The 25,513-nt window shown below is 57.0% G+C and carries 25 protein-coding genes, 1 tRNA gene and 1 pseudogene; 13 read left to right on the forward strand and 14 right to left on the reverse strand.

Translation table 11 applies throughout. The annotated features are described in order from the left end of the window. Window positions 1-566 precede the first annotated feature (566 nt). From ACCW71_RS12125 to ACCW71_RS12145, 5 genes and pseudogenes are all read left to right on the forward strand, one after another. Window positions 567-1,100, forward strand: coding sequence for a DUF3304 domain-containing protein (locus tag ACCW71_RS12125; RefSeq protein WP_436371661.1), 534 nt, complete (start codon window positions 567-569; stop codon window positions 1,098-1,100). Next, the gene (locus ACCW71_RS12130; protein ID WP_436371663.1) at window positions 1,088-1,264 is read left to right on the forward strand and encodes a hypothetical protein; all 177 of its coding nucleotides are present in this window, start codon (window positions 1,088-1,090) and stop codon (window positions 1,262-1,264) included. The genes ACCW71_RS12125 and ACCW71_RS12130 overlap by 13 nt, the downstream gene beginning before the upstream one ends. A 213-nt stretch (window positions 1,265-1,477) precedes the next feature. After that, the gene (locus ACCW71_RS12135) at window positions 1,478-2,011 is read left to right on the forward strand and encodes a DUF3304 domain-containing protein (RefSeq protein WP_436371664.1); all 534 of its coding nucleotides are present in this window, start codon (window positions 1,478-1,480) and stop codon (window positions 2,009-2,011) included. After that, window positions 1,999-2,286, forward strand: a pseudogene (locus ACCW71_RS12140) (DUF2235 domain-containing protein); the annotation flags it as partial. The gene ACCW71_RS12135 and the pseudogene ACCW71_RS12140, both read left to right, overlap by 13 nt. Before the next feature lie 205 nt (window positions 2,287-2,491). Further along, complete coding sequence (locus tag ACCW71_RS12145) at window positions 2,492-2,902, forward strand: hypothetical protein (RefSeq protein ID WP_436371666.1); 411 nt, start codon at window positions 2,492-2,494, stop codon at window positions 2,900-2,902. A 211-nt stretch (window positions 2,903-3,113) separates the two neighbouring features. On the opposite strand, the gene ACCW71_RS12150 is transcribed toward ACCW71_RS12145, so the two are convergent. The 6 genes from ACCW71_RS12150 to aspA form a co-directional block, all read right to left on the reverse strand. After that, window positions 3,114-3,189: transfer RNA gene (locus ACCW71_RS12150), tRNA-Phe, on the reverse strand. A gap of 107 nt (window positions 3,190-3,296) precedes the next feature. After that, window positions 3,297-3,872, reverse strand: coding sequence for a division control transcriptional repressor DicD (gene dicD / locus ACCW71_RS12155; protein WP_436371668.1), 576 nt, complete (start codon window positions 3,870-3,872; stop codon window positions 3,297-3,299). A gap of 62 nt (window positions 3,873-3,934) precedes the next feature. Beyond that, window positions 3,935-5,638 (reverse strand): protein-disulfide reductase DsbD, encoded by a 1,704-nt coding sequence (locus tag ACCW71_RS12160; protein ID WP_436371670.1) that lies wholly within the window; start codon window positions 5,636-5,638, stop codon window positions 3,935-3,937. Then, a complete protein-coding gene (gene cutA / locus ACCW71_RS12165; RefSeq protein WP_436371672.1) occupies window positions 5,614-5,928 on the reverse strand; it encodes a divalent cation tolerance protein CutA in 315 nt (104 codons plus the stop codon). Before cutA ends, ACCW71_RS12160 begins: the two co-directional genes overlap by 25 nt. 64 nt (window positions 5,929-5,992) lie before the next feature. Next, the gene (locus ACCW71_RS12170; protein WP_436371674.1) at window positions 5,993-7,294 is read right to left on the reverse strand and encodes an anaerobic C4-dicarboxylate transporter; all 1,302 of its coding nucleotides are present in this window, start codon (window positions 7,292-7,294) and stop codon (window positions 5,993-5,995) included. A gap of 111 nt (window positions 7,295-7,405) precedes the next feature. Next, on the reverse strand, window positions 7,406-8,842 hold the full coding sequence (aspA, locus tag ACCW71_RS12175) for an aspartate ammonia-lyase (RefSeq protein WP_436371676.1): 1,437 nt from the start codon (window positions 8,840-8,842) through the stop codon (window positions 7,406-7,408). Between the two features lie 327 nt (window positions 8,843-9,169). Here aspA and ACCW71_RS12180 point away from each other — a divergent pair, with 327 nt between their 5' ends. From ACCW71_RS12180 to ACCW71_RS12195, 4 genes are all read left to right on the forward strand, one after another. Further along, a complete protein-coding gene (locus ACCW71_RS12180; protein ID WP_436371678.1) occupies window positions 9,170-9,631 on the forward strand; it encodes an FxsA family protein in 462 nt (153 codons plus the stop codon). Between the two features lie 238 nt (window positions 9,632-9,869). Then, on the forward strand, window positions 9,870-10,163 hold the full coding sequence (locus ACCW71_RS12185) for a co-chaperone GroES (protein WP_436371680.1): 294 nt from the start codon (window positions 9,870-9,872) through the stop codon (window positions 10,161-10,163). A 48-nt stretch (window positions 10,164-10,211) separates the two neighbouring features. Further along, complete coding sequence (gene groL, locus ACCW71_RS12190) at window positions 10,212-11,861, forward strand: chaperonin GroEL (RefSeq protein WP_436371682.1); 1,650 nt, start codon at window positions 10,212-10,214, stop codon at window positions 11,859-11,861. 313 nt (window positions 11,862-12,174) lie between these two features. Then, window positions 12,175-12,522 (forward strand): DUF4156 domain-containing protein, encoded by a 348-nt coding sequence (locus tag ACCW71_RS12195; protein ID WP_008925394.1) that lies wholly within the window; start codon window positions 12,175-12,177, stop codon window positions 12,520-12,522. A gap of 41 nt (window positions 12,523-12,563) precedes the next feature. On the opposite strand, the gene ACCW71_RS12200 is transcribed toward ACCW71_RS12195, so the two are convergent. From ACCW71_RS12200 to epmB, 5 genes are all read right to left on the reverse strand, one after another. Then, the gene (locus ACCW71_RS12200) at window positions 12,564-14,714 is read right to left on the reverse strand and encodes a fimbria/pilus outer membrane usher protein (RefSeq protein WP_436371684.1); all 2,151 of its coding nucleotides are present in this window, start codon (window positions 14,712-14,714) and stop codon (window positions 12,564-12,566) included. A gap of 32 nt (window positions 14,715-14,746) precedes the next feature. After that, window positions 14,747-15,181, reverse strand: coding sequence for a DUF1090 family protein (locus tag ACCW71_RS12205; protein WP_436371686.1), 435 nt, complete (start codon window positions 15,179-15,181; stop codon window positions 14,747-14,749). A gap of 99 nt (window positions 15,182-15,280) precedes the next feature. Further along, window positions 15,281-18,400, reverse strand: coding sequence for an ATP-binding protein (locus ACCW71_RS12210; RefSeq protein WP_436371688.1), 3,120 nt, complete (start codon window positions 18,398-18,400; stop codon window positions 15,281-15,283). Then, the gene (locus ACCW71_RS12215; protein WP_436371690.1) at window positions 18,400-19,020 is read right to left on the reverse strand and encodes a response regulator; all 621 of its coding nucleotides are present in this window, start codon (window positions 19,018-19,020) and stop codon (window positions 18,400-18,402) included. The genes ACCW71_RS12210 and ACCW71_RS12215 overlap by 1 nt, the downstream gene beginning before the upstream one ends. 55 nt (window positions 19,021-19,075) lie before the next feature. After that, window positions 19,076-20,104 (reverse strand): EF-P beta-lysylation protein EpmB, encoded by a 1,029-nt coding sequence (gene epmB, locus ACCW71_RS12220; RefSeq protein ID WP_436371692.1) that lies wholly within the window; start codon window positions 20,102-20,104, stop codon window positions 19,076-19,078. A 43-nt stretch (window positions 20,105-20,147) separates the two neighbouring features. Between epmB and efp the strand changes: the two genes are divergently transcribed. The 3 genes from efp to ACCW71_RS12235 all read left to right on the forward strand — a co-directional run bounded on the left by efp (window position 20,148) and on the right by ACCW71_RS12235 (window position 21,133). Beyond that, the gene (gene efp, locus ACCW71_RS12225; RefSeq protein WP_436371694.1) at window positions 20,148-20,714 is read left to right on the forward strand and encodes an elongation factor P; all 567 of its coding nucleotides are present in this window, start codon (window positions 20,148-20,150) and stop codon (window positions 20,712-20,714) included. A 50-nt stretch (window positions 20,715-20,764) separates the two neighbouring features. Next, window positions 20,765-20,896, forward strand: a complete 132-nt coding sequence (locus ACCW71_RS12230; RefSeq protein WP_436371696.1) for an entericidin A/B family lipoprotein — start codon at window positions 20,765-20,767, stop codon at window positions 20,894-20,896. A 102-nt stretch (window positions 20,897-20,998) separates the two neighbouring features. Then, a complete protein-coding gene (locus ACCW71_RS12235) occupies window positions 20,999-21,133 on the forward strand; it encodes an entericidin A/B family lipoprotein (RefSeq protein WP_436371698.1) in 135 nt (44 codons plus the stop codon). 55 nt (window positions 21,134-21,188) lie between these two features. Here the strand turns inward: ACCW71_RS12235 and ACCW71_RS12240 are convergent, their stop codons facing one another. Continuing rightward, the gene (locus tag ACCW71_RS12240) at window positions 21,189-21,713 is read right to left on the reverse strand and encodes a lipocalin family protein (protein WP_436371700.1); all 525 of its coding nucleotides are present in this window, start codon (window positions 21,711-21,713) and stop codon (window positions 21,189-21,191) included. 135 nt (window positions 21,714-21,848) lie between these two features. Between ACCW71_RS12240 and epmA the strand changes: the two genes are divergently transcribed. Beyond that, window positions 21,849-22,826, forward strand: a complete 978-nt coding sequence (epmA, locus tag ACCW71_RS12245; RefSeq protein WP_436371702.1) for an elongation factor P--(R)-beta-lysine ligase — start codon at window positions 21,849-21,851, stop codon at window positions 22,824-22,826. 159 nt (window positions 22,827-22,985) lie between these two features. On the opposite strand, the gene degS is transcribed toward epmA, so the two are convergent. Together degS and degQ are read right to left on the reverse strand one after the other, a co-directional pair. Then, the gene (gene degS, locus ACCW71_RS12250; RefSeq protein ID WP_436371704.1) at window positions 22,986-24,047 is read right to left on the reverse strand and encodes an outer membrane-stress sensor serine endopeptidase DegS; all 1,062 of its coding nucleotides are present in this window, start codon (window positions 24,045-24,047) and stop codon (window positions 22,986-22,988) included. An 89-nt stretch (window positions 24,048-24,136) separates the two neighbouring features. Then, window positions 24,137-25,510, reverse strand: a complete 1,374-nt coding sequence (degQ, locus tag ACCW71_RS12255; protein ID WP_436371706.1) for a serine endoprotease DegQ — start codon at window positions 25,508-25,510, stop codon at window positions 24,137-24,139. Between the last annotated feature and the right edge of the window lie 3 nt (window positions 25,511-25,513).

Here is a 25,513-nt window from a genome sequence, read left to right on the forward strand (position 1 = left end):
GAAGAGATGGCTGAAATCCGGCAAATGGAAGCCAGAAACAGGCATTAACTGGACACAACGGGCCGTCCCGGGGGAGAGCCCATGACTACAGACTCTTTAGTCCACTTCAGCCACCGCCACCACCTGCTGGCGGTGAAGGGCTGTGAGGCAGGGCTCGACGTGCTGGCGTTTGAGGGCGACGAGGACCTGAGCAGGCCGTCCCGCTGACGATATTGATATTCCAACGCAGGGCCGTCTGCCGTCACAGGCTGCGCTGGTCGGAAAAAACTGCCGGCAGCAGGAGAGCCTGGAAAGGGCCTGCCGCAATAAACGCTGTCAGGCCGAAAACAGGCTGGCAGATATGCCGCACTGAAAAGTGCTGTAATGACCCGCCCGGTCCATGGGATCCCCTCTGCGGGCCGCAGCATTCAGTTTTTCCGCAAAGCTCTTCATCAGTCCTTTGGCAGTATCGAAAATAAGCTGAATAAAGATTTATCACGAGTGAAGATGATTTAATTCTGTCAGTCAGCGCCACAATGAAATTTTTTTAACTTTTACCCGGGCGAAAAAATAAAAGGGAGATAAGGATGAAGATAACGATATATAGCATGATGCTGGGTCTTTTTTTACTGAGCGGATGCAGTCAGCCCAAGGCTGAAGCGCAGACGCAAAGCGGAGGTACGGGAACAATAAAAGCCATTAACCACACCCGGTGGGCCATCAACCACTTCAGCGTCAACGGACAGTCGGGTATTGATATTATCGGCCCTTTTGATGGCGGCGGCGGTGGATGCTGCTACGGCGTGCCGGATGTCTGGAAGCCGGGAATGACAGTTCGAGTAGACTGGGAAACTGGACGTGGAGATACCGATGGGTTTCCTGGATTTGGAGATGACGCTAAGTATCTTGCTTGGGAAAAAAAAATGAAGGCCGAAAATCGGCAACATAGCAAAACAGTGCCGCTGCCTGATTATACCGGGCAGGAAACCTGCGGTATTACGGTCCACTTTTTGCCCTGCGATGAGGTCAAAGTCACCACCAGCTGCTGGTCCCCCGCCAGTGCTAATTATCCGATAAAACTGCCGCTGAAAATGAAGGAGCCGAAAGTATGTCCGAAGTAACCACGGATCGGGTCTGGTACCTGCCGGAATTTCCAACGCAGGGCCGTCTGCCGTCACAGGCTGCGCAGGTCGGAAAAAACTGCGGGCAGCAGGAGAGCCTGGAAAGGGCCTGCCGCAATAAACGCTGTCAGGCCGAAAACAGGCTGGCAGATATGCCGCACTGAAAAGTGCTGCAATGACTCGCCCGGTTTATGGGACCCACTCTGCGGGCCGCAGCATTCAGTTTTTCCGCAACGTTCTTCATCAGTTTTTTAGCAGTATCGAAAATAACCTGCATAAAGATTTATCATGAGTGAAGATGATTTAATTCTGTCGGTCAGCGCCACAATTAAATTATTTTAGTTTTACCTGGAAGAAAAAATAAAAGGGAAATAAGGATGAAGATAACGATATATAGCATGATTCTGGGTCTTTTTTTATTGAGCGGATGCAGTCAGCCCAAGGCTGAAGCGCAGACGCAAAGCGGAGGTACGGGAACAATAAAAGCCATTAACCACACCCGGTGGGCCATCAACCACTTCAGCGTCAACGGGCAGTCGGGTATTGATATTATCGGCCCTTTTGATGGCGGCGGCGGTGGATGCTGCTACGGCGTGCCGGATGTCTGGAAGCCGGGAATGACAGTTAGAATTGACTGGGAAACAGGGGTTGGAGGATCGAAAGGTTTTCCGGGTTTTGCTGATAGAGAAAAATACAAAGCTTGGAAACGCCAGATTGATTCACAAAAAAAGCAACATAGTACAGTTGCGTCAGTTCCTGATTATACCGGACAGGAAACCTGCGGTATTACGGTCCACTTTTTGCCCTGTGATGAGGTCAAAGTCACCACCAGCTGCTGGTCCCCCGCCAGTGCTAACTATCCGATAAAACTGCCGCTAAAAATGAAGGAGCCGAAAGTATGTCTGAAGTAACCACGGATCGGGTCTGGTACCCGCCGGAATTTCCAACGCAGGGCCGTCTGCCGTCACAGGCTGCGCTGGTCGGAAAAAACTGCCGGCAGCAGGAGAACCTGGAAAGGGCCTGCCGTAATGAACTCTGTCAGGGCGAAAACAGGCTGGCAGATATGCCGTGTTGTAAGACACTGCATATTAGTCTTTTCTTTGACAGAACCGGAAATAATCTGAACAACGATCTCTACAAGTCAGAAATAAAACACCCAACCAATATTGCTCGCCTGTTTCGTGCCTGGGCCGCCTGTTTATGCGCGCCGGCCAGATCAGCGACTGGACGTTTATTTCGCCCGAGGGCAGGCCACGACAGCGGTTTGATGAAGAGCGGTTTTTTGAGCTGATCGCCCGTCTGCTGCCTTAGCGGGTGAACAAGTCTATCTTTTACGGGTGATGACAAAAGGGTGAACTGGCGAGACGGTCCCGCAAATAAGGATATTAATAATGGATAGCGCGATAAAAAAAGTACTGCTTATTGTGTTGTTAGGTGTATTTGCCACGCTGCCGGCTGATGCGGCTCGTGGCAGGCAACCCTGTTCAGGCGCAAAAGGCGGCATAGCCTACTGCACATCGGATGGGCGTTTTATGTGTCATGACGGCACCCTGAGTCAGTCAAAACGGATCTGTTCCGGGTATGGTGGCGCAGGAAGTCGCCAGCCGGAAACTACTCGCAACGCGCTGAAAGCGCATAAGAAGAAGAGCACCGCCGTGAAAACGCAACAACAGCCGCGCGTAGTAGAAAATGAGCAGGCGGTCGATACGCCGCAGCTTCGACAACCTTCATGTGCGCCTGTTTATATGGCCAGCAAGCCCGGCTTCACCCATTTACCAGTCTGTTCCGGCGATCAATATTGAGCAATATTGCCGGGCTGGTTTTTACCGGATGGCTGCTATTTCGGAGATGCCAGAATAGCGGCAATTCGGCATCAGCGCCTTATCCTGTTGCCGCAACATCCGGGGAATCAGTAGTTGCCTGTCAGATTGATTTGCGAGGGGAAAAGGTCAAGATCCCTGCGCTCAGCGCAAACAAAAACGGACCTCCGAGGAGGTCCGTTCATATGAATTTTGGTGCCCGAACCCGGAATCGAACCAGGGACACGGGGATTTTCAATCCCCTGCTCTACCGACTGAGCTATTCGGGCAACGGGGCGCATTAAACCGTAAAGGCCGCGGGCCGTCAACGGCTTTCACTAAAAAACCCCGCAAAACGTGACTGATTGCCTGCTTTTCAGTCAAAGCGGGTAAAACCTCAGGCCAGCGCACCATTTTTCCGGCACAACGCGATGCTGTAAACATCCTCCGCCAGCCGCTGCGCGGTCGCCACATCCTGCACGTTACGCTTCACCAGTAACTTGCTGAGACAGCCTTCCAGGATCAGCTCCATCTGATCGGCCACCATGCTGGGGTTATCCAGCGCCTGATCCAGCAGGATGTCATGTGTAAACTGCCAGGAAGCGCGCTTCTGCTGTTCGGCCAGCTGATGGATGGGCTGGTCGGGCTGGGGATAGAAGCTACAGGCGGCGATAAACAGACAGCCCGGAAAGCGTCCTTTGCTGACATGCTCGCTGAGCACTTCATAACGCGCCATCAGCTTCTGCTCCGGCGACAGCGCCTCATTCAGCAGGATCTGACGTCGCCAGGTATCAATCTGCTGCGCGTGATAGCGCAGCGCATCATAGAGCAGGGCGTCGCGGTCGGGCCAGAACTGCCGGAGCTGTTCTGGTTTTAACTCCGCCCCTGCGAGGGTTTCCAATGAGAGGGTGGCGGCGAGGCCGTTCTGTTCAAGCACATTCAATGCATGCTCGAGTATCTGTTCACGCTGCAAGTGACTCTCCTCTGGTATGCAGGCCCGGCAATCTCACCGGGCAATGACCTGTCCAGTGTTGTTTACGGGGTGAGTTTCTGCAAATGCGCCTGGAAGTCGGCGGCATTGAGAAACCCGGTGATGCGCGAACCGGCGATTTCCCGGCCCTGCGCGTCAAAGAACAAAATAGTGGGTAAGCCCAGCACCTGAAGATGCTGCAACAGCGCATTATCGCTGGCGCTGTTGGCGGTGACGTTGGCCTGTAACAGCTGTAGCTGATCCAGGCGGTCACGCACCGCGCTGTTGCTGAAGGTATATTTTTCAAACTCTTTGCAGGCGACGCACCAGTCAGCATAGAGATCGACCATGGTGATGCGGCCTTTAGCCTGCTGAAGCGCGCTGTCCAACTGCTGCGGCGATCCCAGCGGCTGGAACGACAGCGATGCAGCGGCCTGCTGCGCTGCTGGCGCGCCAAAGGCCCAGTCCTGTAACGGACGGGCGCTGATCAGCGCAGCGGCCAGCATGGTAATCTGCACCAGCCGCCATTTACCGCCGCTGGCGCGCAGGCTTATGCTGAAGGCCCAGCCAAAGAACGCCACGCCGAGCAGACTCCAGAGCCGCACTCCCCAGGCTTCACCCAGCACCCGCTCCAGCAGGAACACCGGCAGCGCCAGGATGACAAAGCCAAAACCCTCTTTCACCGTCTGCATCCACGGACCGCTCTTTGGCAGCAGCTTATTGCCAAACAGGGTGACAGCGATCAGCGGTAATCCCATCCCGACCGCATAGAGCCAGAGCGTGCCGGCACCGGCCCACAGATTACCGCTCTGAGCGATATAGAGCAGGATGGCGCTGAGCGGGGCGGTAGTGCAGGGCGAGCAGATCAATCCCGCCAGCGCCCCCATGAAAAAGACGCCAGGCAGCGATCCGCCCTGCTGGCGATTACTCCACAGCGTCAGGCGGGTTTGCAGGCTGGCGGGCAGTTGCAGCGAAAACAGACCAAACATCGACAGCGCCAGCAGGATAAACAGCAGCGAGAGCGCCATCAGCACATAAGGATGCTGCAACGCGGCCTGGAAGCGCAGGCCCGCCGCGGCGACCACCAGCCCCAGCAGCGTGTAGGTCAGCGCCATCCCCTGCACATAGAGCATCGCCAGCGCGAACAGTCGGCCCAGCGAATAGTGGCGCGATCCGCCAAGGATAATGCCGGAGATCAGCGGGTACATCGGCAGCACGCAGGGCGTAAACGCCACGCCAATGCCGATCAGCAGCGCCCAGAGCGGCGAGAAGGGCAGCGGGCTGGCGGGCGCGGGCGATGCGCTGACCGGCGCGGCGACGGTGCTGCTGGCTGCCACCGCACTCAGCGGAACGCTGCGCGTCTCCGGCGGATAACAGAATCCGGCGGCGGCACACCCCTGATAGGTAACGCTGAGCGTGGCCCCACTGCCCGCCTGTTGCAGCGTCACCGGCAGCGTCAGATCCTGCGGGTAGATCTCACTTTTGCCAAAAAACTCATCCTCATGGGGCTGACCGGCTGGCAGCGTGAAAGGCGCGAGCGTCGCCTTCTGCGGCGTGATGTGGATCTGCTGACGATAGAGGTAATAACCCGATTTCACTTTCCAGTGCAGGTTGAGCTGCGCGCCCTGCTGGTCGAAGTCGAAAGTAAAGGCCTGATCGACCGGCACAAAGCGGCTGGCGGCCGGGCTGGAAAAGAGTGACGCCTGCGCCTGCATGCAGACAAACAGCGCCAGCAGTAGCGTAATTAAGCGAGAGATGCGTGCAGCCATGACAAGTATTCACTGTCTCCATGTTGAACCGGCAGCGCCAGCAGTTCGGGCACCACGTAAGGATGCGCGCCTTTAAGCAGATCACACAGCGCCTGCTGATGCTCGCTGTCACTCTTCAGCAGCATCTGCACTTCGCTGCTCTGCTCAGGCTGGCCCTGCCAGAGATAATATGAGGTCGCACCCGGCAGCAGTGTGACGCAGGCCGCCAGTCTGGCGGTCAGCGCCAGGTCAGCCAGACGCTGCGCGGTGGCCTGGTCAGGTGCGGTGCAAAGGATCACAACGGCGTTCATCCTGTGGCTCCTGTTTAAAAGAGCGCCGATGATAGCACGCTCAGTCAGCAAGGCGGTTATTGCGCTAGAGCATGATCCCGCCGAAGATAAACCCGGCCAGCACCGAAAGCGTGATGGCAAGGACGCCCGGAATGATAAAGGCATGGTTAAACACAAACTTGCCAATCCGGGTGGAGCCGGTGTCATCCATCTCGACGGCGGCCAGCAGGGTCGGGTAGGTCGGCAGCACAAACAGCGCCGAGACCGCGGCGAAGGAAGCGATGGCGGTGAGCGGCGTCACGCCCAGCAGCAGGGCGGCGGGCATCAGCGCTTTGGTGGTCGCGGCCTGTGAGTAGAGCAGCATCGAGGCGAAAAACAGCACCAGCGCCAGCGTCCACGGATAGGTCTTCAGCGCGTCACCCGCCAGCATCTGAATATCCGCCAGATGCGCCTTCACAAAGGTATCACCCAGCCAGGCGACGCCCATCACGCAGATACAGGCGCTCATGCCCGATTTAAAGGTGCTGGCGCTGAGGATCTCGCTGGTATCGAGTTTACAGGTCAGGCTGATCAGGGTGGCGATGGTCAGCATAAACACCACAATCGCTTCATTACGTGGCAGCGGCGGATTAGCGATCAGCCCGACGCTGGCGCTGGTGGCCGTGGCATAGAGCACCACCGCGACAATGCCTGTCAGAAATAGCAGCACCGATTTTTTCGCACCCGGTTTTGCCTGATAAACGCTGGCACCGCGCAGCATGACTTCCCCTTTGGCGAGCCGCGCCTGATAAACCTCATCATCCTTAAGCTCCTTGCCGAGAAAGTTGGTCACCAGCGCGGCCAGGAACAGGCCAACCATGGTTGAGGGGATGGCGATCGCCAGCAGCGTGATGTAGCTGACACCGCGCGGCTCCAGCAGCGTGGCGAAGAAGACCACCGCGGCCGAAATCGGCGAGGCGGTAATGGCAATCTGCGAGGCGATAACGGCGATCGACAGCGGACGGGAAGGGCGGACGCCCTGCTCTTTCGCCACTTCCGCAATCACCGGCAGCGTAGAGAAGGCGGTATGACCGGTTCCGGCCAGTAGCGTCATCAGATAGGTCACCAGCGGAGCCAGCAGCGTGACGTGGCGCGGATGGCGACGCAGCAGCCGCTCCGCCAGACTCACCAGATAATCCATGCCGCCCGCCACCTGCATGGCGGCGATAGCGGCGATCACCGCCATGATAATTTCAATTACATCAAACGGGATCGCGCCGGGTGCCAGACCAAAACCCAGCGTCAGAACCAGCACGCCCATTCCGCCGGCGAACCCGATGCCAATGCCGCCAAGGCGCGCGCCCAACCAGATCGCCATCAGGACGATAAGCAGCTCAACAACAAACATGAATGACTCCTGAAAATGAGGCCGGTGAAATCCGGGAGTGCTGTGTAGCAAAAAAAAAGGCACACCATGTTGATCGCGGTGTGCCTTTGGTTAAGCTGCGCCAGTTAAACCTTACTGCTCGTTTTCATCGGTATAACGTTTCGCTTTATAAACCGGGTACATCAGATTCTGTACCGAGAAAATATCGTCCAGTTCACTTTCGGTCAGCAGGCCGCGTTCCAGCACCACCTCACGCACGCTTTTCCCGGTTTCAGCACAGATTTTGCCGACGATGTCGCCGTTGTGGTGGCCGATGTAGGGGTTGAGGTAGGTGACGATACCAATGGAGTTGAAAACGTAAGCCTCACACACCGCGCGGTTGGCGGTAATGCCATTGACGCACTTCTCCAGCAGGTTGTAGCAGGCGTTGGTCAGAATGCTGATTGACTCAAACAGCGCCTGGCCAATCACCGGCTCCATCACGTTCAGCTGCAACTGTCCCGCCTCAGACGCCATGGTGACGGTAATGTCGTTGCCGATCACTTTGAAGCAGACCTGGTTGACCACCTCCGGCACCACCGGGTTCACTTTAGCGGGCATGATAGAGGAACCCGCCTGCAACTCAGGCAGGTTGATTTCGTTCAGGCCCGCGCGCGGACCGGAAGAGAGCAGGCGCAGATCGTTACAGATTTTGGAGAGCTTCACCGCCAGGCGTTTCAGCGACGAGTGCACCATCACATAGGCACCACAGTCGGAGGTCGCTTCAATCAGATCTTCCGCCGGCACTACCGGCAGGTTGCTGACCTCCGCCAGACGCTGCACTGCCAGGTGCTGATAGCCATCTGGCGTGTTCAGCCGGGTGCCGATAGCCGTGGCACCAAGGTTCACTTCCAGCAGCAGTTCAGCGGTGCGCAGAATACTTTTGGTCTCTTCGTTCAGCAGCACGCTGAAGGCGTGGAACTCCTGGCCGAGCGTCATTGGCACCGCATCCTGCAACTGGGTACGGCCCATCTTCAGGATGGTCTGGAATTCATCCGCTTTACGCTCGAACCCTTCGCTCAGCTGCGTGATGCCATCCAGCAGTTTCAGCAGCGAACTGTAAACCGCGATGCGGAAACCGGTCGGATAGGCGTCGTTGGTGGACTGGCATTTGTTCACATGATCGTTGGGGTTAAGGTACTGATATTCCCCCTTCTGGTGGCCCATCAGCTCAAGACCGATGTTCGCCAGCACCTCATTGGTGTTCATGTTGACCGAGGTACCGGCGCCGCCCTGATAGACGTCGACGGGGAACTGATCCATGCAGCGGCCCTTGTTGAGCACTTCGTCGCAGGCCTGAATAATGGTATCAGCGATATTGCGCGGAATGGTTTGCAGCTCTTTATTCGCCATCGCCGCCGCTTTTTTCACCATGACCATACCGCGGACAAATTCAGGTATGTCGCTGATTTTGCTGTTGCTGATGTAAAAATTTTCAATCGCACGCAGAGTATGAACGCCATAATAGGCATCCGCCGGAACTTCGCGCATACCCAGCAGGTCTTCTTCGATACGAATGTTGTTCGCCATGATAACCTTCTTGTTATTGCCGCTAACCCTCACACCGGAGGGGTTTATTTCGTCGTGGTGAGCCCGTGCCGACATGGTATCCATCTTCACATTGGCGAGCACGATCATATTCTGATGCACCAGAAAAGCACGCACGCAGATCGCTTAATGCTGCCGTCTGGTTAACGATATGTGAAGTTGGTTACAAAATTAACCCCACAGGATAAATTTGGCAGCATCGGTTGAAAAGGACGGCGCGAATGCCCATCTCTTTTCTTATCATCACTCAGATGAACGCTTTCTGCTGACCGGCACGCTGCCGTTCAGCCCTACTTACAGGAGAATACGGTGCGCTGGATACCGTTATTAGTTTTTTTTGTCCTCGCCTGGATTGAGATTTCACTCTTCATTCAGGTCGCCCACGTCATGGGCGTGCTGCTGACCATGCTGCTGGTGATCTTCACCTCCTGCATCGGGGTGTCGCTGGTCAAAAATCAGGGTATGAAGAACTTCATGCTGATGCAGGAGAAGCTGGCGCGCAACGAGAGTCCGGCCAGTGAGATGATCAAAAGCGTGTCGCTGATCATCGCAGGCTTCCTGCTGCTGCTGCCGGGGTTCTTTACCGATCTGCTCGGCCTGCTGCTGTTGCTGCCGCCGGTGCAAAAGCATCTGACGCTGAAGCTGATGCCGCATCTGCGCGTCTGGCGCGGACCGGGTGCCGGCCCGGACAGCGGCTACACCATGGATGGCGAGTTTGAGCGTAAAAACAGCGATCGGCTGGAACACCGTGACGATCCTGACGATCGCTGATTGCCGCCATGATCGTTCAGAACGCAACCTCCGGGTTGCGTTTTTGTTTCCCGCCGCCTTTCTGCCGCAATTGCTCGAAAAGCCATCACTTATCATTTCTGGTTAAAAAATTTGTTGTCGGCCCCCTTGAAAGTGGGTGGGGGCGGCCCTATCTCTTTGGTCACGAGGCCGGAAGCCATGCAGCCCGGTGTTCAACCCCAAAACTGAATGATTGGACTTCTCAAAGGAGAGCTATCAAATGAAAATTCGTCCATTGCACGATCGCGTTATCGTCAAGCGTAAAGAAGTTGAAGCTAAATCAGCTGGCGGCATCGTGCTGACCGGTTCCGCAGCCGGTAAATCCACCCGTGGTGAAATCCTGGCTGTCGGCAACGGCCGCATCCTTGAGAGTGGCGACGTTAAGCCGCTGGACGTGAAGGTTGGCGACATCGTGATCTTTAACGAAGGTTACGGCGCGAAAACCGAAAAAATCGATAACGAAGAGGTGCTGATCATCTCTGAGAGCGACATTCTGGCGGTTGTTGAAGCGTAATTTTTTCGCGTAATTCACTGAACGAAACGAATTTAAGGGATATTTAAAATGGCAGCTAAAGACGTAAAATTCGGTAATGACGCACGCGTAAAAATGCTGCGTGGCGTGAACGTACTGGCAGATGCAGTGAAAGTTACCCTGGGTCCAAAAGGCCGCAATGTGGTACTGGATAAATCTTTCGGTGCACCCACCATCACCAAAGATGGCGTTTCTGTCGCACGTGAGATCGAACTGGAAGACAAGTTCGAGAACATGGGCGCGCAGATGGTGAAAGAAGTAGCCTCTAAAGCGAACGACGCGGCGGGCGACGGTACCACCACAGCGACCGTGCTGGCGCAGTCTATCATCACCGAAGGCCTGAAAGCGGTCGCAGCGGGCATGAACCCGATGGATCTGAAGCGCGGTATCGACCAGGCGGTTATCGCTGCGGTTGATAAGCTGAAAACGCTGTCTGTGCCATGTTCAGACTCTAAAGCGATTGCGCAGGTCGGTACCATCTCTGCTAACTCCGATGAAACCGTGGGCGAACTGATTGCTCAGGCGATGGAGAAAGTGGGCAAAGAAGGCGTGATCACCGTTGAAGAAGGCACCGGCTTGCAGGATGAGCTGGACGTGGTTGAAGGTATGCAGTTCGATCGTGGCTACCTGTCTCCTTACTTCATTAACAAGCCAGAAACCGGTGCGGTTGAACTGGAATCTCCGTTCATCCTGCTGGCTGACAAGAAGATTTCTAACATCCGTGAAATGCTGCCAGTACTGGAAGCCGTTGCGAAAGCGGGCAAACCACTGCTGATCATCGCGGAAGATGTTGAAGGTGAAGCGCTGGCGACGCTGGTGGTCAACACCATGCGCGGCATCGTGAAAGTGGCTGCGGTTAAAGCGCCAGGCTTCGGCGATCGTCGTAAAGCCATGCTACAGGATATTGCTATCCTGACCGGTGGTACCGTGATCTCTGAAGAGATCGGTATGGAGCTGGAAAAAGCGGCGCTGGAAGATCTGGGTCAGGCAAAACGTGTCGTGATCAACAAAGACACCACCACCATCATCGACGGTGTGGGTGAAGAAGCGACAATCCAGGGTCGTGTTACCCAGATTCGTCAGCAGATCGAAGAAGCCACTTCTGACTACGACAAAGAAAAACTGCAAGAGCGCGTCGCGAAACTGGCAGGCGGCGTAGCCGTTCTGAAAGTGGGCGCAGCGACTGAAGTTGAAATGAAAGAGAAGAAAGCCCGCGTTGAAGATGCCCTGCACGCGACCCGTGCTGCGGTTGAAGAAGGCGTGGTTGCTGGTGGTGGTGTGGCGCTGGTTCGCGTTGCAGCTCAGCTGGCCGACCTGCGTGGTCAGAACGAAGATCAGAACGTTGGTATCAAAGTTGCGCTGCGCGCAATGGAAGCTCCACTGCGTCAGATCGTTTCTAACGCCGGTGAAGAGCCATCTGTGGTTGCCAACAACGTGAAAGCGGGCGACGGTAACTACGGTTACAACGCGCAGACTGAAGAGTACGGCAACATGATCGACTTCGGTATCCTGGACCCAACCAAAGTCACCCGTTCTGCTTTGCAGTACGCGGCTTCTGTTGCCGGTCTGATGATCACCACCGAATGTATGGTCACTGACCTGCCAAAAGGCGACGCACCTGATTTAGGCGGCGGCGCTGGCGGTATGGGTGGCATGGGCGGTATGGGCGGCATGATGTAATTGCCGTTGACTGCTTAAGTCAGCAGAAACCCCCGATCGGAAACGGTCGGGGGTTTTTCTTTTGGGCCGGAAAATAGTATAAGTAGTGGCGCAATCGTTCGTCTTTCCTCTCGATATTTCCCGCTGTCTGCACGCTGACTGTTATGGATTCACTGGTTTCATTCATTGTTTGAGACGGGCAGTTCCGCCAGCTGACAGCCGGTATGAAATATTGAGACGATATAACGGGAGTAAGGCAATGAATGTTCAGAAAAATAAGATCTTTTTCTGCTACGCTGCCACCCGACTCTGATGATAATAAATGGGGATTACAATGCGGATTAACCTCTTGCTCGGACTGACGGCTGGCGCGTTGCTGCTGGCGGGCTGTAGCAGCTCTACGCAACTCTCTTCGGCAGGCCAGCGCGTGACCTTTACCGATCAGCAGCCTGGCAACAACTGTCAGCTGCTGGGCAATATCACCGGCTCACAGAGCAACTGGCTGAGCGGGGCAGGTGGTGAAACCAGCGCGCTGCGCGGCGCGGCAAACGATCTGCGTAACCGGGCGGCGGAGATGGGCGGCAATGTGATTTATGGCGCAACCAGCCCGACGCAGAATCTGCTGTCGGCGTTCGCGCCACTCGACAGCAAAATGACCGGACAGGTCTACAAGTGTCCCTGAGATAGTACCCGCCAGCGCCAGCCTCTCTGGCGCTGACCTTCTTAGCGGGCCGCCTCGCGCCGGACCTCTGGTGTCGCGGGCACAAAGTCAGCACGCACAATCGCCCCCAGCGTCGGCACCACTTCCAGCCGGCTGACCTCCATTTTCGTCTCTTTCGCCATCGCTGAACTGTCCAGCGTGATGTTATTGACGCGCCACGGCGTCAGATAGCTGACCACCATGCGGCCCTGGCTATCGGTAGTGGTGCCGAACTGATTGTAAACTCCGCCCTGTGCGCTGGCGGGCATGGTCACTAACCCCATGGTTTCGCCCAGCGTTTGCCCGGCGGTGATACCATCCGCATGCCACATCAAACTGCCGCTCACGTCACCATGTAACAGACGCTGCCGGCTGCCATTTTCAAAACTGACGTTGGCTTCGCCCGCGTTATAGCGGTAACCCGCGTTGCCTGTGAGCCGCTCGCTTCCCTCGCGCGTGGTATAGGCACCCATACCATAGCGCAGGCTGAAATCCCGGAACGCCGTGCCGTCCAGTTCCACCCCCTGCGTCACCGCACCGGCCCGCTCTATCTGCGTGACGTGGCTGGCGGTAAGGTAATTGGTACCAAAGGTGAACGGCATGCTCAGGCTGAGCGCCAGGCTATTTTCGGCCAGCGCGTGGCCAAAACGGCTATGGCTGGCGCTGAGTGTGATGTCGACCTCGCCCCAGACGGCGCTGAGATCGAGGCTGGCGCTGCGGGTGTGGCTGCCGGGCGCTCGTCCTGACTGCTGCGCCCAGCCCAGGGTCAGCGTGGCGTCTTCAGTGAAATTACGACTGAGATTGAGTTCAGCGCGCCAGCGCCGGTTATCCAGGCTGTCGCTGCGATAACTCGCCTGACTGATCTTCTCTCCCAGCGTATGAAAGTGACTGCCAGCGGGATAGTAAGCCACCACACCATTCAGGCTGGTGTTGTTGCTGAAAAAGGCTTTGGCGTAGCGCAGACGCCAGATGCTGCCTTTACCCGCGGTCTGCTCGCTGCTGTCGCGGGACTGGGTCACATCAAATGAGAGAGTGCTGTCACTGCGCAGGGCGAGACCCATTCCGCCCGCCACGCTGTAATAGCCGGCAGAGGATTGCACGCCGCCAAACAGGGTTAAATCCTGGGCGACACCGGTGGAGAGTGTGCCCTGCCAGAACGCTGGCTGCGGCAGGCTGGTTTTGTAGGTGGTGCGGTAGTGACCCGCCAGGGCTTCGTAGTTAATGACGTCCTTATGCACCAGATTGGGCAGCGAGACCCAGGGCAGCAGCCGGGTATGCTCTGTCCCGTCACTCTCTTCAATTTGCAGGGTAATTGTGCTGCTACTGCTGGTACTGACGGGCAGGTAGTCACGGATAGTAAACGAGCCGGGCGCAACCTGGGTGCGATAGATCTGGGTGCCGCCCTGATAGAGCGTGACCGTTGCGGCGGAGCGCGCATACCCGGTGATCCACGGTGCCTGGCGTCGCCAGCTATTGGGATACATGCTCTCATCGCTGACCAGCGACACTCCGCGCCAGGGCAGTGAGGCAAACACCGCGTCAGAAGAGGTGGCGTCACCCAATGTCAGCCGGGCGCGCAACGGGGTAATGCTGCGCCAGAGTGCGGCCGAGCGCGTATAGGAGCCGTGATCGCTGGGGTCGTTCCACAGCGTATTCTGATAGCGTACCCGCCACGGACCCACGTTCAGACCACTGTTGAAATCCAGCGTCGTCGATTCACCGCCTTCATCCCACTCGCTTAATGCGCGCTGGCGATCGACGTTCAGGCTGTAACTGGTGAACAGGGCGTTGATACCATCATCCCAGCGGCTGGTGGTCACGCCGCCAAGCTGGGAGTCAAACCAGTTTTCCGGCAGCGTCAGCGTCAGCATGCTGAGATCGGCCCGGTAACGGAACACCTCATTTTCCAGCGCAGGTGAGTGAGGATCAAGACAGCCTTCTGCGGTCCAGATCGGTTCAGCCAGTTGAGTATCCAGCACATTCCACTCTTCCAGCAGTGCCCGCCGCAGACAGGGGCGCTTATTGATCACCTGCAACGCAACGTTCCCTTTATAGAGATGGTTGACGAAGATGGTGATTTTTGCGGCGCTATCGGCCATTGCACTCAGTGGCAACAGCAATAAAAGCAGGATGAGGGGTAACATGCTGAGCAGAATGTAAAAAACGGAAGCCATAGCTTCCGTTTTTGCCGTCAGACGCGGGATAATTAGCTGTTCAGCGCAGCAAGGCTGGCGCGAGCACTTTCCAGCTCAGAAGTGATTTGTTCAACTTTCGCCTGTTTTTCAGCGATTTTGTTCTGATATTTAACGATTTTGCTGGTTTTACCCTGAGCCTGAGCTTTCTGCAGGTCAGCCTGGGCTTCAGCCACTTCTTTCTGGGCTTTAACCAGTTTCTTCTCAAGTTTGGTCACTTTTTCCTGCGCTTCTTTCAGCTCTTTAGCTACGCAGCTGGTTTCGATATTGGCCAGTGCTTCTTCCAGCGCCGCGGCTTTCGCGGTGTTGCCATATTTATTGGCCATGGTGATCTCTTTCTTCAGCTTGGCGCTATTGATAGCGGTACAGGCTGAGACAGAGGCCTGTGCAGCGCTTGCTGCGCCCAGTGCCATAATAAGAGTCAGTGCAATAGCGGTTGATTTTTTCATGATCGTGCTCCTGATTAGGTTCCTTGAGGGCCACCCTGGCTTCCTCTGGTGAGCACGATAATAGGCGGCTGCCTGCGGCGTCTCAATGTCAGACCAGACTCACTTTGCTGTCAGACTCTCCCGGATTTTTGTAGTCTCCTCGATCAGTTCCTGACGCAATGCCCGGGTGATGCCGATCAGTTCCTCCAGCACTTCGGGTGGATAGCTGGGCTGCTGGCAGCAGGCGGCCAGCTGGGTTGCGCCCAGCAGCGAAACGCCACCATAGAGACGATGCAGCGTGGCGTTGAGAGGCGGCTCTCCGCTCTGCTGCCAGCGGGCCAGATCCTCCAGCGCCTCATCCAGCGCGGTGATTTGCATCTGAAGGAAGGGAAGATAATTCTCGCCAGAAAGCAGGGCGGCGGGCAGTGCGTCGGGCGACCAGAGGGTCGCCACAGGCTGAATGAAGTGATTCAGTTGCTGCTGTAGGGCTTCCAGCGTCAGCGGTTTGGCGAGACAGAGCGCCATACCGGCCGCCGCCGCCGCTTCCGGCAGCGGTTTATCGCGGTCGGCGGTTATCCCCCAGATGGTGAGGTTCGGCCAGCGCTGCTTCAGATTGCGCGTCAGCGTGAAGCCGCTGAGCTGGGGCATATGGCAGTCGGTGATCACCAGTTCAGGAGCGTAGCGGGTAACATACTCCGCCACGTGCTGCACATCGGTACATTCAATCGCCTTATGGCCCAGCCAGCGTAGCTGTTGCAGCAACAGAAACCGGTTCGCTGGCTGATCGTCCACCACCAGGACGCAGAGGGTACGCCGGGCTGAAGAGGCGGGAGAGGGTGGCGGAATAACCGACGCTGCGGTGTCAGACTCCTCCACCAGCCGCAGCTGTAAGGTGACAATAAAAGTCGATCCCGCTCCTGGTTCGCTTTGCAGGATGAGATCGCCGCCCATCATGCGGGCCAGTGATCGGGCGATATAGAGCCCCATCCCGCTGCCCTGAGCCGGCCCCTCGTTCTCCCCCTGAGAAAAAGGCTGAAACAGACGCTGGGCGGTGGCTGGATCGATGCCTGCGCCACTGTCCCGGACCCGTAGCGTGACGTGCAGCAGCCCCTGCGGCTGCTCATCGGCCAGTGCTTCCAGCCTGATGTCACCCGCTGAGGTAAATTTTATGGCGTTGCCCAGCAGGTTGATCACAATCTGCCGCAGGCGCAGGGGATCGGCCAGCACTTTAGGGTTCAGTGCGGCATCGATCGCCAGCAGCAGGCGCAGATTTTTCTGGCGGGCGATGGTCTCATAGATCGCCGCGATCGATTCCAGCAGCGCCCGCAGTGACAGCGGCTCCGGTCGCAGAATAAGGCGGTTCGCTTCCAGCCGGGTGAAGTCGAGAATTTCGCTGGTCAGACTCAGCAGCGACTCGGTCGCCTCATGAGCGACGCGCAGGGCGTCATCATCGCCGCGGGCTTCGGCACGCTGCTGACGCAGCAGCTCCAGCATCCCGCTAATCGCGCTGACAGGATTACGGATCTCATGGCTGAGCGTGGCCAGAAAAGCGTTTTGCTGGCGGATGCGATGCCGGGCCTGCTGCAACATCGTCTGCTGACGCTGATAACGCCAGAGCAGCCAGCTGACGCTGATTATTGCTGACAGCACGATCAGCAGCAGCCAGCCGAAGGGGATCGCGCGCGGCAGATGTAGCGCGGGTGCCGGGGCGGGCAACCGGGCGTTGTCACTGCTGATGATGGCGTTCATCTCCTCGGGCGGCAGGCTCATCAGCGTTTTGTCGAGAATACTGGCTAACGTATATTGTTTATCTGAGGTCGCCAGCACCAGCCGCAGCGGTTCATGCCACAACCCCTGCACCAGCCGGAGCTGTTTCGCGTAACGCGCTTCAATCAGCGGCTTCGCCACGATCAACGGCATGTGCATGGCATCGGCTTCGCCGCGCACAATTTTATCCAGCCCCTGCTGCCAGCCCTTTACCGCAATTAACTGGCTGGTGGGATAGTACTCACGCAATTTATCTTCCGGCTGCTCGCCATCCAGATAGACCAGGCGCCGGGGCGGGGCATCTGAAGCCGCGTCCTGGCGGACCACCAGAGTGCGGGAGGAGTAAAAGATGGCGCGCGAGGCCAGCAGGCCCTGCTGTTGCGCGCTATAGAGGGAGGTTCCCGCCAGCACCTGACTCTCATCCCTGCGTAGCGAGGTAAACGCATCGCTGAGATTTTTTTCGCGGTGAATCACAAACTCCAGGCCGGCGCGTCTCTGCACTGCCGCCAGCACATCGGCGATAATGCCCTGAAGCTGTCCCTGCTGGTCGGTGTAACTCAGCGGGAAGTTGTTATCGAGCACCGAAACCGTCACCTGCGGATGCTGGCTCAGCCATTTTTGCTCAAACTGACTGAGTTGCGGTCTGAGGGCTTTGCCGTCGCTGGCGGCCGATCCGCCACGCCAGCGCCGCTGAATTTCCGCCTGGGTTGAGGCAGGGATGCGGGCCAGAAGTTTGTTGATAATCTCGATCCATTGCCGCTGTTCCGGCAGGGCGGCAAAGGCAAAGGTCCGCGCAGGCGCACCGTCCCGGACCTGCATATCAAACTCTTTCAGGTTCTCCTGATTAATCAGATATTGCGTCGCGGTTCGGTTGCCGAGGTAGAGATCGATTTTGTCATACGTCAGCGCCTCCAGTGCCTCGCGCGTATAGTCAAAGGGAATGAAGCGGGCGGCGGGAAACCGCTTTTTCTCCTTCTCCGCATCGCTGTCATCGTGATCAACGCCGATCCGCAGCGCCGCGTTTGGCGTCGCATCGCTGCCTTTTCTGCTGACCAGCACCGGCAATGAGGTGCTCCACGGCTGGCTCAATGCCAGATGGGAAAACGGCGCGTCACGCTGGGCAAACGCGATCACATCGGCGGTACCGAGCCGCAGCGCGCGTAACGCCTCTTCACGGTTGTCATACAGCGTCACCGTCACCGGCAGACGTAGATTAAAGGCGATAATGCCGAGGTAATCGGCAACGATGCCGCTGTAGTCCTGACGTCCGGGGATCAGGGCAAAAGGGGGACTCACGGGCCGCCAGGCGGCATATCGCAGCGCCTTCTTGCTATAGATCCACTGCCATTCCTGCTGGGTCAGCCCCGGATTCTCCAGCGAGAGTTGCGTGTGCGACAGGAGCTGGCGTGGCTCGGCAGCCTGCGCCACGTGGCAAATGCATAACAGCAGCCAGAGCAGCACAATGCTTTTCATTATGACGCGCCATCCCCTTCAAGCCATGCCGTTAGCTGCTCAATTGAGCGCGCGCCGCTTTTTTCCAGCAGCCGGGCTTTATAGGTGCTGACGGTTTTATGGCTCAGGGCCAGCTGATCGGCAATCTCTTTCTGGCTTTTGCCCTCCTGTAACAGTCGCAACACCACCAGCTCGCGATTGGAAAACTTCGCCAGCAGCTGCTGCTGATCGTGCGTCGTGTCAGTCTGTGAGGTGAGGGCGATCGCCGCCGGGAAAACCGCATAACCATTCAGCAGCAGATGACAGGCCGGGACCAGGTGCAGCAGGGCAGTTTGTTTGCTGATAAAGCCATCGGCGCCAGCGCGCAGGGCGCGTTCCGCGTAGCATTGCACCGGCAGGCCGCTATGGATCAGGACTTTGCAGTCGGGATGATGCTCCCGGATACGGGGCAGCAGCAGCAGCCCATCTTCTTTATCCAGCGCGATGTCGAGGATAAGCAACTGGGGCGTCTGCTGATGGAGCTGGGAGAGCACCTGGCCTCCCCGCGACGTCACCACGGTAAAGCCCGGCTCTTTTTCCAGCACGGCTTTGACGGCAAAGCAAATTGCCGGATGGTCATCAATGACCAGAATTACGCACATAAACATCCTTGTTTAATCGGGCAGTACTGTAGCCGCCAGCGCGGCTACAGGGCAGTTACTCCTGACGTAACTGTAAATCTAACGGCGTTTTACTCGGCTCTCCACCGATTTCACGCGCCAGCTTCGGCACCAGGTAGCCTGATACCTGCGACAACAGGGCGCGGACCAGCTGACGGGCCTCTTCATCTGAGACAAAAAAATGCGCTGCGCCCTGCACCTTGTCAAGCACATGCAGATAGTAGGGCAGAATGCCGGCGTCGAACAGCGCATTGCTCAGCGCCGCCAGCGTCTGCGCGTCATCATTGACGCCGCGCAGCAGAACGCTCTGGTTCAGCAGGGTAACGCCGGCCCGCTTCAGGCGGCTCATCGCCTCGCGCAGCTCCTCATCAATCTCCTGCGCATGGTTGATGTGCGTCACCATGATCACCTGCAAAGGGGTGTGACTCAGCATGTCAGCGAGCCGATCGGTGACACGCGCCGGGATCACCACCGGTAAACGGCTGTGGATGCGTAACCGCTTCAGATGCGGGATCTGCTCCAGCGCCGCGATCAGCCAGGCGAGTTCATGATCTTTCGCCATCAGCGGATCGCCGCCGGAGAAAATGATCTCATCCAGTTCGGGATGATCGGCGATATAGTCCAGTGCCGCCTGCCAGTTGCGCTTGTTACCCTGATTATCCTGATAGGGAAAATGACGGCGGAAGCAGTAGCGGCAGTTGACGGCGCAGCCGCCTTTTACCAGTAGCAGGGCGCGGTTGCGATATTTATGCAGCAGGCCGGGGACAACGTTGCTTTGTTCATCCAGCGGATCGGTGCTATAACCTGGCGCATCGATGAATTCCTGGCGGCGGGTCAGCACCTGAAGCAGCAGCGGATCGTGGGCATCCCCTTTTTTCATCCGGCGGATAAACGCATGGGGAACGCGCAGGGCGAAAAGACGCCGCGCCTCCGCACCTTCAGCCAGTCCGGGGTGCTGATCAAGGGCTAAAATCCGCAGTAATTCATCAGGTTCAGTGACAACATCCGCAAGTTGCTGCAACCAATCTTCTCTGGAAGGTGTTTTTAGGGTTACAATGTGTGCCATTTTTTTGGCTTAGTACCAGTATCAATTTTCGTAGAGGGCCTTCATGGCGACTTATTCTAGCAACGATTTCCGTCCCGGTCTTAAAATCATGTTCGAAGGCGAGCCTTATGCCATCGAATCCAGTGAGTTCGTTAAACCGGGTAAAGGTCAGGCATTCGCACGTGTGAAAATGCGTCGCCTGCTGACGGGTTCTCGCGTTGAGAAAACTTTTAAATCTACCGACTCCGCCGAAGGTGCAGACGTAGTCGATACTAACCTGAACTACCTGTACAACGACGGTGAGTTCTACCACTTCATGCACCCGGAAAGCTTTGAGCAGTTCCAGGTTGAAGAGAAGACGGTAAACGATGCGGCCAAATGGCTACAGGATAACGCTGAGTGTATCGTGACGCTGTGGAATGGCCGTCCAATCGCCGTTCAGCCGCCGAACTTTATCGAAGCTGAAGTAGTTGAGACCGACCCAGGCCTGAAAGGTGATACCGCAGGTACCGGCGGCAAGCCAGCTAAACTCTCTACCGGCGCAGTGGTGAAAGTGCCATTGTTCGTGCAGGAGGGCGAGGTGGTGAAAGTTGACACCCGCTCTGGCGAATACGTGTCACGTGTGAAATAAGTTTCGCAGGCGCATCCTCTGATGCGCCTTTTTCTTGTCTGAGAGAAAAAATGATCAAGCTGGCAAAATTAATCGCGTTCGCGTTGCTGGTCTCCTCTGCGCTGAGCGCCTGCAACACATTCCACGGTTTTGGCGAAGATGTCTCCCACCTGGGTGGTGCCATCTCGCGTGCGGCAAACTGACGTTAACTGATTGTTACTTTTGTGGGGATGCCAGCGGCAAGCGTCGGAAATCCGGCTATGCTTAAAACGCTGTACTTTACATCCATCAAAAAGGACATTGTCATGTTAAAGAAAAGTATTGTCACAATCTTCTCTGTACTGGTGCTCTCTTCACTGCTGACGGCCTGTAATACCACTCGTGGTGTCGGTGAAGATGTCGAAGCGGGCGGCCAGGCGATTCAGAACAGCACGAAGTAACCTGTTATTCCGGCCGGTACGAAAGGCTTTTCATACCGGCTTGCCCGCCTCTGTACTATTTCTGTTTGACCCAGATTAACTCTTCGACCGGGAATCCATCCCGACGCGCCTGATCCACCAGCTTCTCTTTCACGCCCGGCTCCAGTTGTGGGGTGCGTGACAATATCCACAGATAGTGGCGATTCGGGCCGCAGACCAGCGCATAGCGGTAGTCGGGATCGAGGGCGATGACGTTATAGCCGCCGTAGAAGGGGCCGAAGAAGGAGACTTTCAGTGCGGCACGCTGAGGCTCACCGGTAAAGTAGGCTTTGCCGACGCTCTCCTGCCAGCGCTGTTTTTTCGGGTTGTAGCCGCGATTAATCACTTTCAGACCGCCATCTTCGCGCGGGCTGTAGTTTGCCGTCACCTGTTCCAGACCGCGCTCAAAAGGGTGGTTGAGGCGGGCGATCTCATACCACTGGCCGAGGTAGCGCTGGCTGTCGAAGTTTTCCACCACCGTGACGTTCTTTGGCGGCGTGGTGCTACAGGCGACGGAAAGAAAGGCGCTCAGGCTGGCAACAACTGTTTTCCATGGAGACATAGTGGGATTCCTTTGTGATTTAACCGCTTAAGTATAGAAGCCGACGCGCTGTTTTTGGCAGCGCGGGTGCGAGATTGTTTGCCGCAGGCATTGCAGGTAGACTTCCACCCCTTATTTGTATCAGGAGTCATCACCATGAGCGAAACGGCAAGCTGGCAACCAAGCGCATCTATCGCCAATTTGTTAAAACGTGCGGCGATTTTAGCGGAAGTGCGTCGTTTCTTTGCCGATCGCGGCGTACTGGAAGTGGATACGCCGGCGATGAGCCAGGCGACGATTACCGACATCCATCTGGTGCCCTTCCAGACTCGCTTTGTCGGGCCTGGTGCTGCGCAGGGGCGCGATCTCTGGCTGATGACCAGCCCGGAATATCATATGAAACGCCTGCTGGCGGCGGGCAGTGGTCCGATCTACCAGATGGCGCGCAGTTTCCGTAATGAAGAGGCGGGACGCCACCATAACCCGGAATTTACCATGCTGGAGTGGTACCGGCCGCACTATGACATGTATCGCCTGATGAACGAAGTAGATGATCTGATGCAGCAGGTACTGGAATGTGACAGCGCCGAGTCGCTCTCTTATCAGCAGGCGTTTATCCGGCATCTGGAGATCGACCCGCTGTCAGCGGATAAAGCGCAGCTGCGTGAAGCGGCAGAGAAGCTGGGCGAGGGCGAACTGGCGCGGGCTGAAGAGGATCGCGATACCCTGCTGATGCTGCTGTTTATGCTGGGCGTGGAGCCGAAGATTGGCCAGGATAAGCCCTGCTTCGTCTATCACTTCCCGGCCAGCCAGGCCGCACTGGCGGAGATCAGTACCGAAGATCACCGGGTGGCCGAACGCTTTGAGGTTTACTACAAAGGCATTGAGCTGGCGAACGGTTTCCGCGAACTGACCGACAGCCGTGAGCAGCGTCAGCGCTTTGAGCAGGATAACCGTCGTCGTGCGGCACGTGGCCTGCCGGTGCATCCTATTGATAGCTATCTGCTGGACGCGCTGGCTCACGGTATGCCCGCCTGCTCCGGGGTGGCACTGGGCATTGATCGTCTGATTATGCTGGCGCTGAAGGCGGAGTCACTGAGTGAGGTGATCGCGTTTCCGGTGGATCGTTGCTAGAGATTCGGGAGAAAAGGCAGGGCTGGCCCAGCCGATCGCAAAGGAAACCTACATCCCTGTAGGTCGGCCTCGCCATCCCTGGCTCGGACGCTTTGCTCTTCAGCCGGGCCAGCCCTGCCCGTCAGGCTATGTCATGGCTGTTAGCCTCAGACACGGCTATCAGTTGCTATTATCGGGAAACTCCTGAATCGTCACCGGCAGCGTCAGCTTCTGATCGTTACGCAGTACCTGCACATCAATCACCGAACCCGGACGAATCTCTGCCACCTGGTCCATGGTCTCCTGCGCGGAGATCGCCGGCTTACCGTTAACGCTCAGCAGCACATCGTTGGCCTGAATCCCCGCTTTATCTGCCGGTCCATCGGGTGTCACCTCGCTGACAATAATGCCCTGAACCCGATCCAGACTGCTGCCCTGGCCGTGCAGTGGCGGTATCTCGCGGCCGGTAATGCCGATGTAGCCGCGGATCACCCGGCCATCACGAATCAGTTTATCCATGATTTTTGAAGCTAAGGCGGTAGGGATCGCGAAGCCAATCCCTTCGGGCGTTTCGCCATCGTTACTTTTATCAAAGGTCAGGGTGTTAATGCCCATCAGCTCGCCAAGCGAGTTAATCAGCGCGCCGCCTGAGTTACCCTGGTTGATGGAAGCGTCGGTTTGCAGGAAATTCTGGCGTCCCGATGAACTCAGTCCCACCCGTCCGGTGGCGCTGATGATGCCCTGAGTCACCGTCTGCCCCAGGTTGTAAGGGTTACCGATCGCCATCACCACATCACCGATATGCGCCTGACGGTCGGGATTAATCGGGATAACCGGCAGGCTGGAGGCGGTAATTTTCAGTACCGCCAGATCGGTCATGCCATCGGAACCCACCAGCGTCGCTTCAAAGAAGCGGCCATCCTGCAACGCCACGATAATCTGGTCGGCATTATTGATCACGTGCTTATTGGTGAGGATGTAGCCTTTGGCATTCATGATCACCCCGGAACCCAGGGTGGTGATGCCACGATTGTTGTTGCCGTGGGCACTGCGGTTATAAACATTCACCACGGCAGGCACGGCGCGGCGCACCCCCTGATTGAAGCTGAAGGGCGTTTCGTCGTTGATATTTTCGTGGTTGTAGAGGGCGTTGCTGCCCATACGCAGCGCAGGCAGTGCAGCGAGCAAAATAGCCGCCACAATCAGGCCCAGCACTACGGCACGCAAAAGTTTAGGAAACATGGTGTTAAATCACGCCAGGGGAGATCGCTGGGCAGAATAACATGAGAGCGGCGGACACACACGCGCTTGTGTCCGCCGTAACGCGAGGTTTATCTCAGCAGCAGATAGATACTTTCATCGCCGCGCACCACATTCAGTGCCAGAACCGGCGGTTTACCTTCCAGAATTTTGCGCATCTCAGCGATGCTCTGAACCCGGTTGCGGTTAACGCCCACGATCACATCCTCTTTTTGCAGGCCAACCTGTTCAGCCGGTGTGCCTTTTTCGATGGAGTCGACTTTGACGCCTTTATCGCCGGTTTTGGTCTGGCCGTCGCTCAGGGTCGCGCCCTGTAACGCCGGTGACATCAGCTGGGCGCTGGCGGTGGTCTGGGCGCTCTGCTCCAGCGTCACGGTCACCGTTAACGGCTTGCCGTCGCGCAGCAGGCCGAGTTTGACCTGTTCACCTGGCGCGGTGGTGCCTACTTTGACGCGCAGCTCCGCAAAGCTGGTAATCGGCTTATCGTTGATCGAGGTGATAATATCGCCTGACTTCACGCCCGCTTTTTGTGCCGCCGACTGTGGCAGTACTTCAGAGACAAAGGCCCCGCGCTGCGCATCCACGTTGAACGCTTTCGCCATGTCGGCGGTCATTTCCGTGCCTTTGATGCCGAGCTGACCGCGCTTCACTTCACCATATTTAATCAGCTGCTGAGCGAGGTTGATCGCCATATCGCTGGGAATGGCAAAGCCGATACCGATATTGCCGCCGCTGGAGGCCAGAATCGCGGTGTTGATACCGATCAGCTCGCCGTTCAGATTGACCAGCGCACCGCCGGAGTTACCGCGGTTAATCGCGGCATCGGTCTGGATAAAGTTTTCCAGCCCTTCCAGATTGAGGCCGCTGCGGCCCAGCGCCGAGATTATCCCGGAGGTGGCGGTCTGTCCCAGGCCAAACGGGTTGCCGATCGCTACCGCGAAATCACCCACTTTCAGCTGGTCGGAATCGGCCACTTTCACCTGAGTCAGGTTTTTCGCGCCCTGGATCTGGATCAGCGCAATATCGGTCTGCTCATCATGGCCGATCAGTTTGGCGTCATATTCACTGCCGTCGCCAAGCTGTACGCTGATTTTATCTGCGCCGTTGACCACATGGTTATTGGTCAGCACGTAACCTTTGGCGGCATCAATAATGACGCCGGAACCCAATCCTTCAAACGGCTGAGGCTGACTGTTCCCGCCAGGCATCTGACCAAAGAAGCGTTTCAGCGGCTCAGGAATATCCTGCGCCTGCGCGCCCGAGTCGGTGCCTTCCACATGAACGCTGACCACCGCGGGCAGCACCTTCTCCAGCATCGGTGCCAGACTCGGCAGCGGCTGGCCCGCAATTTGTGCTGGCAGCGTCGCCATCGCGTCTGGCGCGGCGGCAAGGCTCATCCCAATACTCAGGGCTAATGCGCTAAACAGGCGTGCTTGTTTTTTCATTGT

It is taken from the genome of Pantoea sp. C2G6, from assembly GCF_051336815.1.
In the GTDB taxonomy this organism is placed as follows: domain Bacteria; phylum Pseudomonadota; class Gammaproteobacteria; order Enterobacterales; family Enterobacteriaceae; genus Pantoea.

What these genes read in the sequence shown, in the direction of transcription:
- ACCW71_RS12125 (WP_436371661.1), top strand. Translation starts at nt 567, where the DNA reads ATGAAGATAACGATATATAGCATGATGCTGGGTCTTTTTTTACTGAGC.
- ACCW71_RS12130 (WP_436371663.1), top strand. Translation starts at nt 1,088, where the DNA reads ATGTCCGAAGTAACCACGGATCGGGTCTGGTACCTGCCGGAATTTCCA.
- ACCW71_RS12135 (WP_436371664.1), top strand. Translation starts at nt 1,478, where the DNA reads ATGAAGATAACGATATATAGCATGATTCTGGGTCTTTTTTTATTGAGC.
- ACCW71_RS12145 (WP_436371666.1), top strand. Translation starts at nt 2,492, where the DNA reads ATGGATAGCGCGATAAAAAAAGTACTGCTTATTGTGTTGTTAGGTGTA.
- ACCW71_RS12160 (WP_436371670.1), bottom strand. Translation starts at nt 5,638, where the DNA reads ATGGCTGCACGCATCTCTCGCTTAATTACGCTACTGCTGGCGCTGTTT.
- cutA (WP_436371672.1), bottom strand. Translation starts at nt 5,928, where the DNA reads ATGAACGCCGTTGTGATCCTTTGCACCGCACCTGACCAGGCCACCGCG.
- ACCW71_RS12170 (WP_436371674.1), bottom strand. Translation starts at nt 7,294, where the DNA reads ATGTTTGTTGTTGAGCTGCTTATCGTCCTGATGGCGATCTGGTTGGGC.
- aspA (WP_436371676.1), bottom strand. Translation starts at nt 8,842, where the DNA reads ATGGCGAACAACATTCGTATCGAAGAAGACCTGCTGGGTATGCGCGAA.
- ACCW71_RS12185 (WP_436371680.1), top strand. Translation starts at nt 9,870, where the DNA reads ATGAAAATTCGTCCATTGCACGATCGCGTTATCGTCAAGCGTAAAGAA.
- groL (WP_436371682.1), top strand. Translation starts at nt 10,212, where the DNA reads ATGGCAGCTAAAGACGTAAAATTCGGTAATGACGCACGCGTAAAAATG.
- ACCW71_RS12195 (WP_008925394.1), top strand. Translation starts at nt 12,175, where the DNA reads ATGCGGATTAACCTCTTGCTCGGACTGACGGCTGGCGCGTTGCTGCTG.
- ACCW71_RS12200 (WP_436371684.1), bottom strand. Translation starts at nt 14,714, where the DNA reads ATGGCTTCCGTTTTTTACATTCTGCTCAGCATGTTACCCCTCATCCTG.
- ACCW71_RS12205 (WP_436371686.1), bottom strand. Translation starts at nt 15,181, where the DNA reads ATGAAAAAATCAACCGCTATTGCACTGACTCTTATTATGGCACTGGGC.
- ACCW71_RS12210 (WP_436371688.1), bottom strand. Translation starts at nt 18,400, where the DNA reads ATGAAAAGCATTGTGCTGCTCTGGCTGCTGTTATGCATTTGCCACGTG.
- ACCW71_RS12215 (WP_436371690.1), bottom strand. Translation starts at nt 19,020, where the DNA reads ATGTGCGTAATTCTGGTCATTGATGACCATCCGGCAATTTGCTTTGCC.
- epmB (WP_436371692.1), bottom strand. Translation starts at nt 20,104, where the DNA reads ATGGCACACATTGTAACCCTAAAAACACCTTCCAGAGAAGATTGGTTG.
- efp (WP_436371694.1), top strand. Translation starts at nt 20,148, where the DNA reads ATGGCGACTTATTCTAGCAACGATTTCCGTCCCGGTCTTAAAATCATG.
- ACCW71_RS12230 (WP_436371696.1), top strand. Translation starts at nt 20,765, where the DNA reads ATGATCAAGCTGGCAAAATTAATCGCGTTCGCGTTGCTGGTCTCCTCT.
- ACCW71_RS12235 (WP_436371698.1), top strand. Translation starts at nt 20,999, where the DNA reads ATGTTAAAGAAAAGTATTGTCACAATCTTCTCTGTACTGGTGCTCTCT.
- ACCW71_RS12240 (WP_436371700.1), bottom strand. Translation starts at nt 21,713, where the DNA reads ATGTCTCCATGGAAAACAGTTGTTGCCAGCCTGAGCGCCTTTCTTTCC.
- epmA (WP_436371702.1), top strand. Translation starts at nt 21,849, where the DNA reads ATGAGCGAAACGGCAAGCTGGCAACCAAGCGCATCTATCGCCAATTTG.
- degS (WP_436371704.1), bottom strand. Translation starts at nt 24,047, where the DNA reads ATGTTTCCTAAACTTTTGCGTGCCGTAGTGCTGGGCCTGATTGTGGCG.
- degQ (WP_436371706.1), bottom strand. Translation starts at nt 25,510, where the DNA reads ATGAAAAAACAAGCACGCCTGTTTAGCGCATTAGCCCTGAGTATTGGG.